This is a genomic window from Streptomyces sp. NPDC002911, assembly GCF_053591835.1.
In genome coordinates, this window is the sequence record NZ_JBSFUO010000011.1 from 77,933 (window position 1) to 93,824 (window position 15,892).

The 15,892-nt window shown below is 68.5% G+C and carries 11 protein-coding genes; 2 read left to right on the forward strand and 9 right to left on the reverse strand.

Annotated features, from left to right (window positions below):
- Positions 1 to 8 precede the first annotated feature (8 nt).
- On the forward strand, positions 9 to 1,169 hold the full coding sequence (locus ACWD04_RS18840; protein WP_451133259.1) for a hypothetical protein: 1,161 nt from the start codon (positions 9 to 11) through the stop codon (positions 1,167 to 1,169).
- 136 nt (positions 1,170 to 1,305) lie between these two features.
- On the opposite strand, the gene ACWD04_RS18845 is transcribed toward ACWD04_RS18840, so the two are convergent.
- The 7 genes from ACWD04_RS18845 to ACWD04_RS18875 form a co-directional block, all read right to left on the reverse strand.
- Positions 1,306 to 2,568, reverse strand: coding sequence for a TIGR02679 family protein (locus ACWD04_RS18845; RefSeq protein ID WP_451133261.1), 1,263 nt, complete (start codon positions 2,566 to 2,568; stop codon positions 1,306 to 1,308).
- Positions 2,565 to 6,812, reverse strand: a complete 4,248-nt coding sequence (locus ACWD04_RS18850) for a TIGR02680 family protein (protein ID WP_451133263.1) — start codon at positions 6,810 to 6,812, stop codon at positions 2,565 to 2,567. Before ACWD04_RS18850 ends, ACWD04_RS18845 begins: the two co-directional genes overlap by 4 nt.
- Positions 6,809 to 8,137 (reverse strand): TIGR02678 family protein, encoded by a 1,329-nt coding sequence (locus ACWD04_RS18855; RefSeq protein WP_451133265.1) that lies wholly within the window; start codon positions 8,135 to 8,137, stop codon positions 6,809 to 6,811. The genes ACWD04_RS18850 and ACWD04_RS18855 overlap by 4 nt, the downstream gene beginning before the upstream one ends.
- Complete coding sequence (locus ACWD04_RS18860) at positions 8,134 to 9,837, reverse strand: TIGR02677 family protein (RefSeq protein ID WP_451133267.1); 1,704 nt, start codon at positions 9,835 to 9,837, stop codon at positions 8,134 to 8,136. Before ACWD04_RS18860 ends, ACWD04_RS18855 begins: the two co-directional genes overlap by 4 nt.
- Positions 9,838 to 10,461: 624 nt before the next feature.
- The gene (locus ACWD04_RS18865; RefSeq protein ID WP_327390262.1) at positions 10,462 to 11,172 is read right to left on the reverse strand and encodes a hypothetical protein; all 711 of its coding nucleotides are present in this window, start codon (positions 11,170 to 11,172) and stop codon (positions 10,462 to 10,464) included.
- A gap of 330 nt (positions 11,173 to 11,502) precedes the next feature.
- Positions 11,503 to 11,679, reverse strand: coding sequence for a hypothetical protein (locus ACWD04_RS18870; RefSeq protein ID WP_451133269.1), 177 nt, complete (start codon positions 11,677 to 11,679; stop codon positions 11,503 to 11,505).
- Positions 11,680 to 11,978: 299 nt separating this feature from the next.
- Positions 11,979 to 12,605, reverse strand: coding sequence for a hypothetical protein (locus ACWD04_RS18875; protein WP_201104447.1), 627 nt, complete (start codon positions 12,603 to 12,605; stop codon positions 11,979 to 11,981).
- Between the two features lie 607 nt (positions 12,606 to 13,212).
- Between ACWD04_RS18875 and ACWD04_RS18880 the strand changes: the two genes are divergently transcribed.
- The gene (locus tag ACWD04_RS18880; RefSeq protein ID WP_307823861.1) at positions 13,213 to 15,150 is read left to right on the forward strand and encodes a DNA cytosine methyltransferase; all 1,938 of its coding nucleotides are present in this window, start codon (positions 13,213 to 13,215) and stop codon (positions 15,148 to 15,150) included.
- On the opposite strand, the gene ACWD04_RS18885 is transcribed toward ACWD04_RS18880, so the two are convergent.
- Together ACWD04_RS18885 and ACWD04_RS18890 are read right to left on the reverse strand one after the other, a co-directional pair.
- Positions 15,147 to 15,614 carry a very short patch repair endonuclease gene (locus tag ACWD04_RS18885; RefSeq protein ID WP_451133514.1) on the reverse strand — a complete coding sequence of 156 codons (468 nt, stop codon included), beginning with the start codon at positions 15,612 to 15,614 and terminating at the stop codon, positions 15,147 to 15,149. The two genes, ACWD04_RS18880 and ACWD04_RS18885, sit on opposite strands and share 4 nt — an antisense overlap.
- On the reverse strand, positions 15,532 to 15,861 hold the full coding sequence (locus tag ACWD04_RS18890; protein WP_201104530.1) for a hypothetical protein: 330 nt from the start codon (positions 15,859 to 15,861) through the stop codon (positions 15,532 to 15,534). Before ACWD04_RS18890 ends, ACWD04_RS18885 begins: the two co-directional genes overlap by 83 nt.
- Between the last annotated feature and the right edge of the window lie 31 nt (positions 15,862 to 15,892).

Consider the following 15,892-nt stretch of genomic DNA (forward strand, 5'->3'; position numbering starts at 1 on the left):
GGAGGAGCATGCCGCTCGCCGACGCTGCCGAGGACCTGTACGTCACTTACGGCATCAGTGACCGTGACTTGCCGGACCACCAGGGAGTCGTCCGGACAGGCGACATCCGGCACGGTCGTATCACCACCCAGCAACCCGGTCGAGCGGGCACGGCCGAGTCAGGGAAGACCCGGGCAGCGCTTCGGCGGGACGACTTGGTCGTCGTGCTTGTTCGGCGGGCAGGTGATGCGGCTCTGGTCACCGAGGAGCATGAGGGGTGGGTCGCGACCCGGAGCGTCGGCATCATCAGGTCCCAAAGCCCCTTTGTGACACGGTGGCTGAGAATCTGGTTGCGGACGCCACGAGCCAGGGCGTGGATCGACCGCCACGTCAGCGCACACGTCGAACCGACGCTGAGTCTGGACGCGTTGAGGAAGATGCCCGTCCTGTTGCCGCCACGGGACCAGAGTGAACGGATCGACGAACTGGTCACCCTCATCGAGGGTAAGACCGCCCTCAATCTGAGCATCGCCGCTGACGCGATGGAACTCGCCGATGCCTATCACGGGGTCTGGACACGACACCGTCCGTCCTGGCCTGTCACCGAATTCGGCAAGATCGCCCGCGCGCGGACCGGAAGACCAGCTCCGGCCCACGTCGGTGACGACGGCGTCCACGCCACCTGGGTCGCACCCTCCGACATTTTCAACGCCCCTCTGCCGTACATCGGAGCCACAGATCAGCAAGGCCCTGCCGAACCCGGCGTCGTATGCGACCCGGGCACGATTTTGATCGCCACTCGGGCGGCGGGTGGGCGGGCCGTCGTCACGTCATTGCCCACCGCAGCTGGGCGAAGTGTGCTCTCGGTATGTCCCGCCGATCCCGTGGACCGATGGTGGCTCCTGCACGAACTGCGCTCCCGCGGCGCGGAGCTCGCCGATGCGGCTCAAGGCCGGCTTGCGCGCGAAATCACTCAGCGTGCCTTCGGTCGACTCCCTGTCTCCTGGCCGGACCTGGATGTAAGAGAGCGATTCCACCGTGTTGCGGAACCCCTGCACAAGGTGGCCCAGCAGGTGCTCGATGAGAACAAGTCCTTGGACGGACTTCTGGGTACGCTGCTGCGGGAGATTTCCTCAGGCGCGGTTGTCCAGCCACCCTGCGGCCACGAGGAGACGAGTGGCAGCCGATGACCGCGTGACGTCTTCTCGGTCGCGTCCCGTGGTCTTCGGAGCAGTACCTCAGCTGGGCGGGAGGAGATTGCGCGCAGGCCGTACGGGTGGAGGCGCTGCCACGCGTGAGTGACCGCTCAGGCCGTCGGGTGCCGCTTCAAGCGAGGTCCTCCACCAGCAGGTCGAGCGTGGCCTCCTCATGGAGAGCGACGCCCAGGGCGCTCATGGCAGGAGCGAGTCCCGGGTCCCAGTCTGCACCCACCGGGTTGCCGCTGAGAGGTAGTTGAGGAGCATCCCGCTCCTGGCCGGCAGCGGCGAGGCGTTCGTAGTCGTCAGCGGCCATGCGCCACGGCAGGGTTTGGTAGCGGCGGATGATCCGGTTGGCCAGCGCGATGCCCGGCCAATCGAAGTCGCCGTGGTAGGCGAAGCGGCAGTCGGTGAAAGTGAGGGCGTCGAGAAGAGTAAGGACCACCGTCGCGGCGCTGCCGGAGGTGCAGACCAAGGCTTTGGAACAGCCTGCATCCGCTGCGGCCTCCACCACGCGTGGGTTCTCGCAGATGTGGACGACGGTTCCGGCAGGTAGATGAAGCCGCAGGTCGAGCAGATCTCGGGGTGTCAGGTGGGTCTCGGCGTGGTGATCGGCCCGCTCCCGTAGTGATCTCGCACGCCAGTCCTCGCCGATGGGGCGGAGGCCGTACGTCAGCACGGTGCTGGAGACCTCGTCCGGCGTGACCGAGACGAGCCGCCACAACGCGCGACGGCCGGCTGCGTTGCTCGGCAGGTCCGTGCTGTGGGCCAAGGCGATGCCGCGCTGGACGAGGCGGGCGAGCCAGGTGCCGTCGTCCAGGCCGTGCGCCGAACCGGTCACCGCCGCGGCCAGCTCGCCGCGGCCCCGTGTACCGGCGTGTTCCGGATCGAGCAGCACGGTGAGGACCCGGACCGCCTGCTGAAGCGTCCGTATCGCCGCTTCGGGCATGACGCCTCTCGGAACACCGGTGCGGCGCAGCACGTCGGACCACTGCCGGGTCCATTCCTGCCCGCCGAGCGGAGAGGCGTCGAGGGACGCGGCGAACGATGACCAGAGGTGCTGCCGTTGCGCCGCGTTCTCCTCGCGGGCCGTGCGGCGATCGGTGAGCGGAGGACCGAGTTCCTCCAGGACCTCCCTGAGCCCGAGCCCGGCGGCCGAGGTCCGCAGGCGTTCGTCGAGCGCGTCGAGTCTCACGGGCACAGCCGTACCCGTGAGGGGCTTGCCCAGCAGGAGTGACAGGTCGTTCCGTTCCTGGGCGCTTACCGCTGTCAGCCGGAGGGAGCCGGTGGACCGCACGCCGTTGCCCTCCAGGCGTTTACGTGCCGCGCTCCAGAGCCGGACGAGACCGGGGCCTGCCAGCCAGTCGCGTGTGGCGGGTGGAAGTCCGCTCATACCGATTCCAGACGCCGGTGGCGGCCGTTCCACGTGTAGTGCAACGTGGCCACCCCGCGCACATGAGGGTCGCGCAGGCACTCGTAGATGTGCAGGGACGGGACCTCGGCCCAATTGCCCATCAGCCGCTCGCTCGTGAGGACGAAGTCGAGGTCCAGATCGACGAGGATGCGGCCCAGCCGCCCGTGCGTGGGTTCGTCGACCTTGGCGAAGGCGTCGTCCAGGAGGATCAGCCGTGGCGCGTGCGGGGCCGAGTCGGCGAGGCTGGTGAAGTGGGCGGCTGCGGCGGCGAAGAGCACAAGGTATGAGAGCACCCGCTGCTCTCCCTGGCTCAAGCCGGTGCGGCCGGTCAGCTTCCTTCTGCGTCCGGGGGCGGCGTCCTCGACCACGAAGGTGTGGAAGGTGAACCAGGCGCGGTAGTCGAGCGCGGTGCGGAGGTGGGCGGTGTAGCCGGCCGACAGTTCGGCGCGGCGGGCGTCCTCGATGCGGCGTTGCAGTACGTCGCGCAGTTGCTCGGTCTGCTCGCGCGTCCGGAGGCTCGACGGGCTGCGCAGCAGTTCGACGGCCACCCGCACGTCGGCGTCGGCGTCATCGTTGAGTTTCCAGAGGAGTTCCACGCCGAGGCCGTGTGAGGTCCGTACGGTCTTCAGCGTGTCGTTGAGGGCCGCGACCAGGTTGGCCGCCGTGATGACCTGCGTGGAGAGGTGGTCGCCGAGCTCGCCGGTCAGGAAGCGCTGGAACACCTCACTCTCGCGTTCGGTGAGCCGTCCTCGCGCCTCGGCGGCCTCCACGGCGATCCGCTCGCCCACGACCGCGACGTCGTGCGAACCGTGGTCGTCGAGCAGGCGGCACACCTTGATGCCGTCGTGTTCGTCGAGCTGTGCGTCGTAGCCGCCCGCCAGTTGATCACGCAGCGTTGTGTGCCGTTTGAGGAGAAGGCTGTCGGACACCTCTTCCCGGTTGCGGCCGAGACTCCGATCCACCGCTTCCGCCAGCGCTCGCAGTGCGCGCAGGCGGTCGCGTGCGTTGGAGCCCGGGTCGTCCGGTACCTGATCGGGGAGGGACGTACGATCCAACCCCGCTCCGATGACGACTTCCGGACGGCTGAGAGCACCGCGCAGTGCGCGGCCGGTATCGATCACGGCTGCTTCCTGGTCCGCCAGTTCCTCGCGTAGGCGCTCCTCCTTCTCCTCCGCCCGCACACGTCGGTCGCGCAATCCGTTGTGGTCGCGCTCTCTCGCCGGGATGGCCCTCACGGCGTTCGCGATACGGTCCTTGGCCGCCTGTTCGTCGGCGAGGATCTTCTCCTCGGACGATCCGACAGCGGCCTCCCGGGTCCGCAGATCCTGTTGCGCGGTGAGTAGTTGCCGGTGGCGAAGCCGGTAGCTCTCTTCCGCCTCCGTTCGCTTCTCGCGGGCCCCCGCGTACCGCCGGTCGTCCGCCTGACTTCCGCCGAGCCGGGCGACCGTACCGTTGACCGCCCTGCGCAGGTGGCCGACGCCGGTGAGCAGCGAGGCCAAGGCGGTGCGCACGCGGTCCAGGGCGGCGCTGTCGGTGGGCAGGTCATGGGCGGTCGCGGTGGCGTCCGCCTCGGAGCGCGTCGAAACGGCCAGAGCGCGGGCCTCCTCCGCCTGGCGCGCCGCCTCGGCCGCCTTGGCCGCGAGTGCTTGCGCCGTCCTCTCCTCCGAAGCATGCGTGTTCCAGGAGTCGGAGAGCCGCTGCGCCCGAGGGAAATCGTGTTCCGCTTGCGTGAGGGCCCGTCGCCGGGAATCGGCCGCGGCGAGCCCGGTACGGGCTTCGGCCAACTGTCGTTCCGTCTGCCCGAGCCGGTCTTCCAGCTCGGCCAGTGCCCGTCGCCGGGTCTCGGCCCGCACCGCCGCGCCCACGTACTCGGCGGCGCTCTTGTGGTACTGCCCTCGGAGGGCTCCCAGCCGCCAGCTACCGTCGAAGTGGACCGTAGTCGCGGCCGTCGTCCCCGCGACCGGTGCGAGCATGATGGCTGACAGCAGGTGCTCCACCTGCTGGGATGTGATGCCGCCCTCCGGCTGCGCGACCGGTCGCAGGGCCGAGGCGAGGGTCTGCGCCACCGGCAGCGGGTCGTGGGCCGGAGCCGCGTCGAGAAGGGCGTCCCCGGAGAGCGGGTCGAGAAGGGCGCCGCCCGTGCTGACCCACGCGTCGAGAATGCCACTCGCCTCCAGTGCCGCCTCCAGACCGGACCGGTCGGCGGACGTCAGGTGCTCGGCGAAGTCCACCAGCCGGTAGAAGGGTGTGCCGCCGGCCGGGTCTCTTGCCGCGCTGCGGTGGTACGGGGCCGGAGGCTCCGGGTCCGTACGGAGTTCCCAGGCCCGCCTCTCCTCCGTTAGGCGGTCGATCGCCTCGCCGAGTCGGCTGGCGCCGACCGCCAGGGTGTCGCGGTGCCGGGTGAGGGCGTCCGCGTACGGCTCCAGAGCGAGGTGTGCCGTCCGTCGCGCGTGGGTGTCGATGCCGGCCGGGAGCGTGCGGGAGGAAAACGACGCGTCGGAGTCGGCCGCGCAGGCCACTTCCGAGCGGACGGCATCCAGCGGCGGGCACTCGGGCCCCGCTGCGGTCCGCGTCTCGCGCACCCACACGGCGACCTCGCCGGCGTACTCCCGGCTCTCCTCAGCGACCTTCTGACGGCTGGCTTCGAGACGGTCAGCGGCCTCCTCCGCCTCGCCCTCTAGCCGTTCCCGCGTCTCGTCGGCCCGCACCGCGCCACTACGCGCATCGTCGGCCCGCGAGGAGAGGCGGACCACCTCCTGTACCATCCGCTGCCGGTTCCGTACGACGGTCTCGGCGGCTCCCAGCTGTCCCTGCCAGGACCGCAGCCCGGCCTCGGCCGTCGCCGTGTCCACGCGCACCACCGGTCGGTGCCGTACGGTCTGCGGTTCCCCGTCCGGGCTGGTCAGCTCCGTCTGTGTCGACGAGGAACGGACGATGCGCGGCAGAGCGACCGCCTCGCCGAGATGCGCGGCGGGAAGTACCGCCCGCTCCGCCTGGACCAGTAGTTCCCGGTGCTCCGTGGCCAGTTCGGTGAGTCGGGTGCCCAACTCCTCGCCGCCCTCGTCCAGCCGTTCGGCCGCGCTCTCCTCCGCCTCGTGCGCGCCGCGCAACGCGGCGAAGGCGGTCATGGCCGTGATGTGCAGGGCCTCCACCGTGCTGCGGCGCTCCGACAGCTCGCGCAGGCTGCGGTAGGCGTGGCTGTCGTGCAGAGCGGCGAGTTCCGTCCGGGCGGACTCCTCCTCCTCGCGGAGTGTCCTCAGCCCCTCCTCCGATTCCTTCTCGCGCTCCTTCAGGACGCTCGTGTGCTGCGCGGCGTCCCCGGCGTTCCGGCGGCGCTCGGAGAGAGTGTCCAGTTCCCGGCTCACGTCCCGCGCCGCGGAGCGCAGGACCCCGGCGAGGTAGCGGCGGTAGTCGGAGAGGAAGGTGCGCAAGGCCGCGTCGGTACGTTCCAGGCGCCCCAGTTCGGCCCGCACGGTGTCCAGATCGTGGAGGTTGCGCGCCACCTTCTCGACCACGTCCTCGTCGAGTCCGGGCAGGGTCTCACTCAGCAGGACGGCCAGACCGCCGTGCTCGATGCGGTCCCCGACCGTGGGCCGCCGTAGCCGGTGCAGGAGCTGGGTGAGGTTGCGGTAGCGCGTCGCGTCCGTGATCCCGAAGAGGTCCCGGGCCACGCGGGCACGGTGTTCGACCGCTCGGTCCGTCGTGTTGCCGGAGCCGACGATCTCCTTGAGCCGGTCGACGGCAAGGGGTTTGCCCGCCTCGACCAGGTGCAGGTCCTCGCCGACGCGCAGCGGGGTGACGAAGAAGGTCGGCACCGCCTTCTGCGCCGACTTCGAGGCACGGATCGCGGCGCCGAGCGTCAGATAGCGGTGGTCGCCGGCCTCGTCCGTCCCTCGGAACTCCACCCACAGATAGCCGAGGCGGTTGGTCTGCTCGAAGCCGTCCAGCATCAGCCAGGCGAGCGTCGTCCGCCCGGTGCCGGTGGCATCGAGGGCCCGGGAGTCGCCGTCCAGGAGGTACGGGAGCAGCATCTCCAGGGCCTTGGACTTGCCCGCCCCGTTCTTGCCGCGCAGCAGCAGCCGCCCGTCGCCGAAGGCGAACTCCTGCTCGTCGTACTGCCAGACGTTCTGGATGCCCGCCCGGTGCAGCCGGAAGCGGGTGCTCGCCGTCGGCGCGTGACCTGAACGCGGAAGTGGAACGAGACCACGGGCATCGGCGGTCATAGCGGCAACTCCTGCTGTGTGTCGGTGGAACCGGGCCACTCACCGGCCGTCCGCACGGTGACGCGGGTGGCGTATCGGGCTGCTGAGGCCAGCAGGATCCAGCCCTCGCTGCCACCGGGCCTGGCCGCGCGGACGTCGGTGACCTGGCGGCCTTCCGGCAGCTCGCCGGCGTACGCCTCCGGCAGCCCCTCGCCCTCGGATCGAAGCGGGCCGGCAGGGGTGATCAAGCGCATACGGGAGAGCAGGTCCAGCACGGCTTCACGCAGGGCATCGGGGTCTTCGAGGTAGCCGCGCTGCCAGTTGCTGCGCTGCCCGTACTCGGCGACCAGTTCGGCCAGAAGCTCATCCACCGCACCGTCCGGAACGGCGACCCCGACGACGAGAACACCGCCGGTCGCGGGATGTCCGGGCTCCGCCGGTCGGAGCCGCTCCACCAGTCGTTCCACCAGCAGCAACGCGGCCTGGGCGACGGTCCCCGTCCCAGGCAGGTGGATGTCGGTCAGCTCCTCCTCGGGGTCGACCAAGGCCACTCCCTCGGCGCGGATCTCCGTCTCCAGGCCCAGGAGTTCGAGGAACGCCTGGGCCTCCCGGCGCTGGCGGGTGCGGAGCCAGTCACGTTCGGTGTCGGTCAGTTCATCGAGGTGGACGACAGGGGTCTCGACGAGCATCCGGCGCACGTAGGTGCGCGGTCCTCCGAACCCCGGGTCCGCCGCCTGGCGGACCAGGTCGGCGCCGTCCCGCGACTGGGCGAGGGGTCCGGCCACGATGACGCGGGCGAGCTCCCGGTCGACCGTGATCAACGCCTCCCCGTCGGCCTCCTGGGCGATGACGCCCACGTGGCCGTGGGTCTCGATCAGGACACCCCACTCGACGAGCTGCCGCAGAGCCGCGACCAGCGTCCGCTTCCCGGCCACCCGTCCGGTCTCTTCCAGCTCGACGTCCGCATCGGCCGCCGCGGCCCGGATGTCGGCGACGAGCTGAGACAACAGCAGCTGCTCCGGCGCGGTGACCAGCACCGACAGGGCCAGCGCCAGGCAGGCGTAGGTATGCGGTGTGAAGGGTGTGCCGGTGGACCGCACGAGCCGGTGCCCCGACCGGGCTCCGAGCCCGGCCTTGAACAGCCGGGCGTAGGAGCTGTCGACCAGGAGGCGGTAGCCGAGCACTTGCTGGAACCGGCCGCCCAGCCAGTCGGCGTGCCTGCGGACCAGCGGAAAGAGGTCGGCGTGCGGGCCGTCCGATGTGACCAGCGGGTGGGCGAGCAACAGCCTTGCCGCGGTACGGCGTTCGGTGGCCAGAGCCACGTCGTGGGCGGAGGGAAGCGTCATGACACGCTCATCTCCGCACCGCCGACGGGCGCGCTGTGCGACCGAGGGGGAGGAGTCTCGCTGCCGGTCGGCTCCGCTCCTTCCGCCGAGACGGCCGTCCTGTGGACCACCAGCTCCAGGTCGTCCAGCAGCAGATCCCCGTCGGCCGAGCGGAGAAGCGTGCGCGCTCCCGCCGTACGGTGCACCGTGAGCCGGATGCCCAGATCGGCGTCCTCGCTCCACGCGGCGTCCAGCCCGAAGCCCCGCTCCTCCCGCTCGTCCGCCTCGGCGCGCCGCCTGAGCTGCGCGTTCCCGAGCGCCGTGGCCAGCAGCTCCAGGAGCAGGCTGAGCGCCGCCGAAGTGAGCCGTACGCCGTCGAAACGGGCGGACGCACTGCACAGCTCGTCCGCCGCAGCGCTTCTGTCAGCGGCCCGCTGACGCGCCGCCTCCCGCAGCCGTTCCTTCTGCGCGGAATGGTCCTCCACCGACGCCGTCCGGCCTCGCTGGGCGCGGCTGCCCCTCTCGCGCAGCGCGACCGGTACCTCGACCACCGGGCCGGTCCACCAGCTGGTGTAGGCGGGCACTACCTCGTCCGCGGCGGGCGGTATGCCCAGGTGGCGCGCGCCGTACAGCCCGAAGGCGGCGACGGCGATGTCGTGCGCGTCCTGCGGCGCGGCCTCGTCGAACCACCGGGCCAGCCGCAACAGGTCCCGGCGCCGCGACATCTCGCCGGTGGCCGAGCGCAGCATCCGCTTGGCGTTGGCCAGCAGCGACTGAAGGGCCCGCAGGGTGGCGTCGCGCAGCTGGTCGACCTGGCTGCCCTGCCCGTCGGTGTCCCTGAACCAGCCCCGCAGCCCCTCCCAGTCCGCGAGCTCGCGACCCCGGCTGCGCTGTACGCGGGTCTCTGTACGGCTCTCGCTCTGCGTCGGCAGCCCGGCGAGCCCCTGCGCGTGAGCGTTCAGTTGCTCCAACAGGCCAGGGAGGTGGGGCCAGAGCGCGTCCAACGCTGCCGAGATGCGGGGGGCGCGGAAGGACACGTCCTCCGTGATGGCCTCGACGTAGTCCAGGAGGAGTTCCTTGAAGCCCTGGTACTCGCCGCTGTCCAGGTCGTACCGGGCGAGCACCTGGCCGAGGTAGGCGTAGAAGTCCCGGACAGAGTCCGCGAACCCGGCGAACTGTACGAACAACGTGCTGACCCGCTCCAGCCCGTCCTGCGGGGCGAGTCCGCCCGGTGCGGCGACCAGCTCGGCCAGCTCCCGGAGCCCCCGCTCGACCAGGGCGAGCAGTTCGTTGCTCACCTCACGGGCGGCGTCGGCCTCGGCCAGCACACCGTCGGCGTCCCGCTGGACGCGCTCGCCCAGCCGCGACAGCTGGTAGCGGGCCCGCGAACGCTGGTACTCCGTGATGCTGGATGCCTTCACGGTGTGGCTGCCGCGCAGCAGGTTCCCCCACTTCACCAGCTGTTCCAGCCGCGCCGTGAGGGGGTCGGCGTCGAGTCCGGCGGCGGGCCCGCCGCCCTCGCGCAGCTTCGCCATCACGTCCGGGACGGCCAGGTCAGCCAGGAGCGTGCCGCAGAAGACCCGCATGATCGCGAGGTACTCCAGCCGCTCCGGCGCGCTGAGGTACGCGTATGCGTCGAGGCGACGGCGCGTCTCGTCGGCGTCGGGTGCCGAGGGCGCGTCGCCGGGTTCCGGCGGTGTGCCGGGTGCGGGTTCCTCCATGTCTGCGAGGTTACGTGGAGGGTCCGACGGGCGATGCGGGGTGGCCGGAATTGGTCGGGGAGGCAGTTCAAGGGTGGCTCAGCGCTCGTCCACCCTCCCTCTGGAAGCATGAACCTGCTCGCGGCAGGCCGGTTCCAGCCAATGGCCGACTTCGGGCCCTACTCGTGCTGTGCCTCGCTGGCCAGACTGCTGGACGGGGCGACGCTGCGGTCTGGCCCTACCTCGTCGAGGCGGGGTCTGCGCTCCTTGGCGCTCTGATGGTCCAGCGCTTGGGGGCGGCGTCCGGGAGACTGCGCTTTCACGCTCCTCGACCCGCCGGAGGATTCTGCCCCGCGGGGGTGGAGTCCGCTGCTTGACCGCGAGCCGGCTCTGCTGGGCGTCCGCCCCGTAGGCGTATCGACGAGCTTCTGCTCGGCAGCTCATCGGCGGCTTCCCGGGAGCCGGGTCCTGAGGTACGTTCCCAAGACGGCCCCGGGAACGCGCGAGGGGCCCGACCCACTAAGTGGATCAGGCCCCTGACCTGGTGTTTCAGCTGTCGGGGTGGCGGGATTTGAACCCACGACCTCTTCGTCCCGAATGAGGGTCGGTTACTGATCTAGCCAGCGCGTATGCCGTTTGCCCTGGTCAGAAGCGTGGTCCCGATTGGTCTTGCGCGGTGTGGCAGGGGCTTGGGGAGTGGGTTGGCTCCCAAATGGCTCCCAGGGCCAAGGTGGCGGCGGGCGGGCCTTCGGGGCATGGCCTGTGATTGTCAGCGCAGTCGGCCACTGCCTTGCTCAGGCCGGAGAAATCAGTGTGCACGGGATGTAGTCGCTGGAGGCTGGAGAGCCTGATCGTCTTCTGGTCTGGACACCGGTCGTCCAGAACTCGGGTGGACAGCACGTAGAAGGTCCACTGGCCAAGGTCGAGAGGGTCGAGGGTCTGCTTGTCCTGGTGGTGCAGCAGGCAGAAGACGTACACGTCCGAGCGGCGAAGTACGTCGTCCGATGTCGCGTCGGTCTGCGCGTCCCAACCTGTGGCCGGCGCGATGGAGAAGGAAATCTCGGATGGTTTGGACTGTCTCCACGACTGCAAGTAGGCCGCCGACTTCACTTCGATCCGCCACTGCTCGGCGGTCCGGATGTCGACCGTGTCCCATTCGGTTCTGGTGCCGGCGGCAGCGCCCAGTGCCGTGGCGACGAGGTACTCAGCCAGAACACCGCGCATGGTGTTGTTGGCCAGGTCGGAGCATGCCCAGCGCCAGAAGTCACCGAGGGTGGCCACGGTCTCGCCGTCGACTCGTATCGGCTCGTCGCCGCTTCGGCGACTGATGACCAGCGGACCGAGATCAGGGATCACGTTCTCCTCCAGCGACGACGGTATGGGGTGCCTCAGAGTGACAGAGGGCACTGACCGTGGAGCGCGAAGGCTTACTGGTGACGTTCTGATCGCACGGTGGGAGCCGTAAGCCTGTCGGCCCGGATCTACTTCGGTCGGCTCCGATGCCGACTCGGACCGATGACTGGACTTTAGGCGCCCTGCGTCGTTGGGAGGCCCCTCCTCGCAGCACTGGTCACCCCAGGCGCCCCCGTCACCTGCTGCTCAAACGACGGGGGCGCCGTCAAGCCCGAGGGGCACGCGCCAGTATGTCCCCGCGCTCACGCGTGCGCGGGGCCAACCTCCCCCTGGTCAAAGCATCCAGGGGTGCCCGCCGACCAGGTACGTGATGATGACGAGCCCGAGAGTCGCCAACAGCCGCGCGGGCAGGCGTTGAACGGTGAGCCGGAAGCCGCCGACACGGATCTCCACATAGGGTGGCCGCCGCTTGCTCGCCGGTGTTCTGTTGTCGGTTCGGTGGTTGGCCATGAACTGATCCTTTGCCCTTTCGCCACACGGTCGTCGTGTGGTCTGCCCGAAGGCGGGGATACCTTGGACCAGCAGTGGGTTAGCGGAGCAACCCCCAATTGACCTGCGGTTCTATCTTTGCAACCTCGCGGCTATCACACCCGCTCGTCGCCACCGATTACGGAACAGAGCCTGCTACCGGAGACTGGCGACCTGATCGGCGAGGACATCACCCCAGCCTGACCGTTATGTTCGGCCCACGCGACGCTGGCTGCTGGTGAGAGCCGCGCCAGGCACATCTGCGTCGATCCAACCGCCGCTCAGAAGTCGTTGATCCGCTCGAGTTCTTCCTCGAGCCCATCAGCCCAACCTGGTTGCGGAAGGGTGTCAAAAGCTTCTCGGTGCTTCAAGATCGACTGGCCCAGAGCGTGAAAGGCGGTCACAGACCTGGCGTACAGGTACCAGCGGCCCCGTTGTTGGCCGATTCCACAGCCTGCGCGTTCCGCGAGTTCGGCTAGCAGGGCCGCGCGCTCTGCGTCCGGGACGACGCCTACCGTCGGGTACTTGGCATGGTGATGGCCGAGCCCGCTGGCGCAGGAGTAGAAAGTGGCGGTCCGAGCTGCACTGAGGGCAAGGCTCACGCCGGCCACTCCGACATCGTTCCAGCGGAATTCCGACATGAGTTCGGCGAAGCCCACGTCATCCTCTTCCTGGACCGCGACCAGGATCGTATCGATGCCGTCCGGGGCGCTGGAACGGGCAGCTTGCTCCAGGATCTCGGCCTCCCTGGCAAGGCACTCCGCAGCTTCTTCCCAGCTGGGCAGGCCGAGGCACTCATAGTCGTGGTGCTCAACGAAGCCAGCAGCCACGTCCTCAGCGGTCAAATCGGTCCGCAGTTCGACTAGTTCGTAGTCGTAGCCGATCTCTACCTCGAACTCAGGGATCATTCGCCAATCATGTCGGAATGGCTGGCGGTGCAGGTTGCTTCGGGTCCCCTTGCTGGGAATTTCGACCGAGACGGCGGGCCAAGGATCCACTGCCGTGAGCGTTAACTGTCGTGACTGTGCGGGGCGGCGCGCGCGAACAGGGCATCACTCAGTGTGCTCGATTGTTGTCCCTGCGTGCTTCGAGGGCTGGAGTCGCTACCGTGAGAGCGAACGCCGTCAGCGAGGGAGCGGCTCGGTGCTTTGCCTCACGTTCCGAGCTGCTCCAGCACGGATCAGAGCTTGCGCATTACACCCCCAGACCACGGCTATCTGTGCTGGCTAGCCGAGCAAGGGGAACGCATGACCGTGTCGCCCCTGCGGTCGCCTCGTTGAACAGATTCGGCCCGTGACCTCACGGTCGTTTACGATTGGTCGCCTCGGAGCGCTCCGGACCGTCCAGTTCGGGAGCAGGGCATGGGGATCTTGAGGATTCGCGTCGTTGCCTGGGGAAGCGTGGCAAGTGAGCAGCAGGTTTCGCAGATGTCCACTTCGTTGAAATCCTTGCTTCTACCAGTGCGTCTGTGATGTCCTGGTGCTCGTTCATGTCATGCGTATGGAGGGTTGTGCTGTGAAGAAGGGGCACTACGGCGTACCTCTTGAACGCAGTGACCACCTCAAGCTGAATCCGCACCCGGGTAGCTGCGTCCCGGAGGGTTTCCAGGACTGGCTGGGAGACTTCGGTAAGGGCAAGAGGCTGGCTGTCGACCTCTTCTCGGGAGCCGGCGGCCTCAGCTCCGGCATCGAGCTGGCGGGATGGACCACCGCAGCAGCTGTAGACCTCGATGAACGCGCGCTGGACACCCACAGGGCGAACTTTCCGGGCCTCAGCCTGAAGATAGATCTCGGTGACCCCGCGGAGCGCGACAGGCTCGAGGAAATCCTCAAGCCCGCCAAGATCGACCTTGTGGCGGGAGGCCCTCCCTGCCAGCCCTTCAGCAGGGCCGGGCGTAACAAGATTCGGGACCTCGTTAAGTTCCACGGCCGCGACCCAGAGGACCGCCGGAAGGAGCTGTGGAGCGCCTACCTGGACATGGTCAAGCGGATCGGCCCCCGGGTGGTACTCATGGAGAACGTCCCCGACATGGGGCTTCACGACGACTTCTTCGTCATCCGGACTATCGAGGAGGAGCTGGAGGAGCTCGGCTACGCGACGCAGGTGCGGCTCGTTGACGCGTGGAACTACGGCGTTCCACAGCACCGAAAGCGTCTCATCCTCCTGGCCAGGAAGGACGTCGACGACTTCACCTGGCGGAAGCCCGACCCGGAACGCACCACCCTGCACGACGCGATCGGGGACCTGCCCGAGCTGGAGGTCGTTCCCACTGAGCGGATCGGACAGCGGGAGCTGAAGTATCGGAAGCCTCGCAACCTGTCCGGCTTTGCCAGAAAGATGCGCGAAGAGGCGCCTCGCGGGATGGTCTGGGATCACATGACCCGGAGGGTCCGCGAGGACGACTACCGGATCTTCCAGGTTATGGACTCCGACACCAAGTACTCGGAGCTTCAGGAGAAGCTGACCGAGAAGGAGCGGAAGTACCAGCGGTACAGCCCGGACAAGTACACGGACAAGTACAAGAAGCTGGCTTGGGACAAACTCAGCCGTACGATCACCGCGCACATCGCCAAGGATGGCTACTGGTACATCCATCCGGAGCAGTGGCGGACCCTCACGGTACGCGAAGCAGCGCGCGTTCAGACCTTCCCGGACCGGTTCCGGTTCGCCGGTACTCGGAGCGACGCCTTCCGGCAGATCGGGAACGCCGTACCCCCTCTGCTGGGTGAGGCCGCCGCTTCGGTACTGAAGCCTGTTGGTGAGGTCACCGCGGAGTCCGCCGGGCTGAAGCCCCATTGGCGGGAGGTGAGGACTGGCCTCACGGAGTGGGCGGAACAGAGGCGCGACGGCGGGGACTGGTATCAGCTTCCCAGCGAGACACCGGTGCCGCTTCATGCCGCTGTGGTGGCTATTCTGTCCGGAGCGAAGATCAAACCGGTCGCGATGGCGGAGTTGATGACCGTCGTCAAAAAGTCGAAGACGCTCACCGCGGCATTGTTCAAGAAACTGGTCGATGCGGCTCCCACGACGACCATCCGTGCCCGCGTGGACCGCTTGGAACCGCTGGTGGAGAAGCCCTACGACTGGCAGTGGAACAAGCGGTTCGACGTCCCCGCCAAGCTGGCCATGAAGCCAGCTGAGGTTTCTCTTTACCGGCTCCTGATCGGCGAGGACCTCATGTTGGTCGGCCAGGGGACGCTACGGGTCGCAGCTCGGATGAACGGTGTCGAGACGGATCACGCGAACCGTCTCAGCGACGGCCGAGTCAACCTGGTCAAGCTCGTGGGCGCGGGCAAGGACGCACCACTTCGCATGGGGGCGATTCGACTCATCGGTAAGGACCTGTGCAGGGAGGACCAACCGGTGTGTTCGGAGTGTCCACTCGTCGCCAGCTGCGCCCGCCGCGAGGAGCTGTCTGACGACCTGCTGACGCTGGCCGTCACCCAGAACTAGTGGATCGGCGGCGATCCTCCGCGCCCTTGTGAGTCCGCAATCGCCACCACCCGCTGAGCAGCCCCCTCAGCGTCGCGTCGGATCTCGCACTCCCAGATCCGCACCACGGTCCACCCGGCTGCCTCCGCTGCCTTGGTGTTGCGGAGGTCCCGCGTCTTGTTCGTCGCGATCTTCTCCTCCCACAGGGTGGCATTCGGTCCCCTGAAGACCGCAGGTCCGTGGGTGGGGCAACCGTGCCAGAAGCATCCGTCGACGAAAACGGCGATGCCATACCGCGGCAGGACAAAATCTGCCGTGCAGCGAGTCGCAACCTTGCGCTGAAGCCGGAAGCGGAGCCCGAGCCGGTGCACAGCTCTCCGAAGCGCCACCTCGGGCGCGGTGTCACGGGCGCGTCGTCCGCGCAGGTGATCGCCTTTCTCCGTGCGGACCCATCGTCCACCTGGCGTGTTGCTCGCGTCTGACATATCCGTTGCTCCAGCCCGTTCCAAGCTCTGCAGCGAAGATGCCACACTCTCCTCCATGCTTCGGGAACCAGCTGAGCTTCACGTAGACGACCACGGCCGTGTCGATCTTCCCCTCGGGTTGCTCGCCGAGGCCGGCATCTCGCAAGGTGCCGACCTTGTCGCGTTCAGTGACGGTGACGGGAGGATCGTCCTCAGGCGAGCCGAAGACGCCATGAAGGACCTGATCAAGCAGGGAACTCTCTGACATGTCGGTGGGTTCGTGCCTCAGACACGAACCC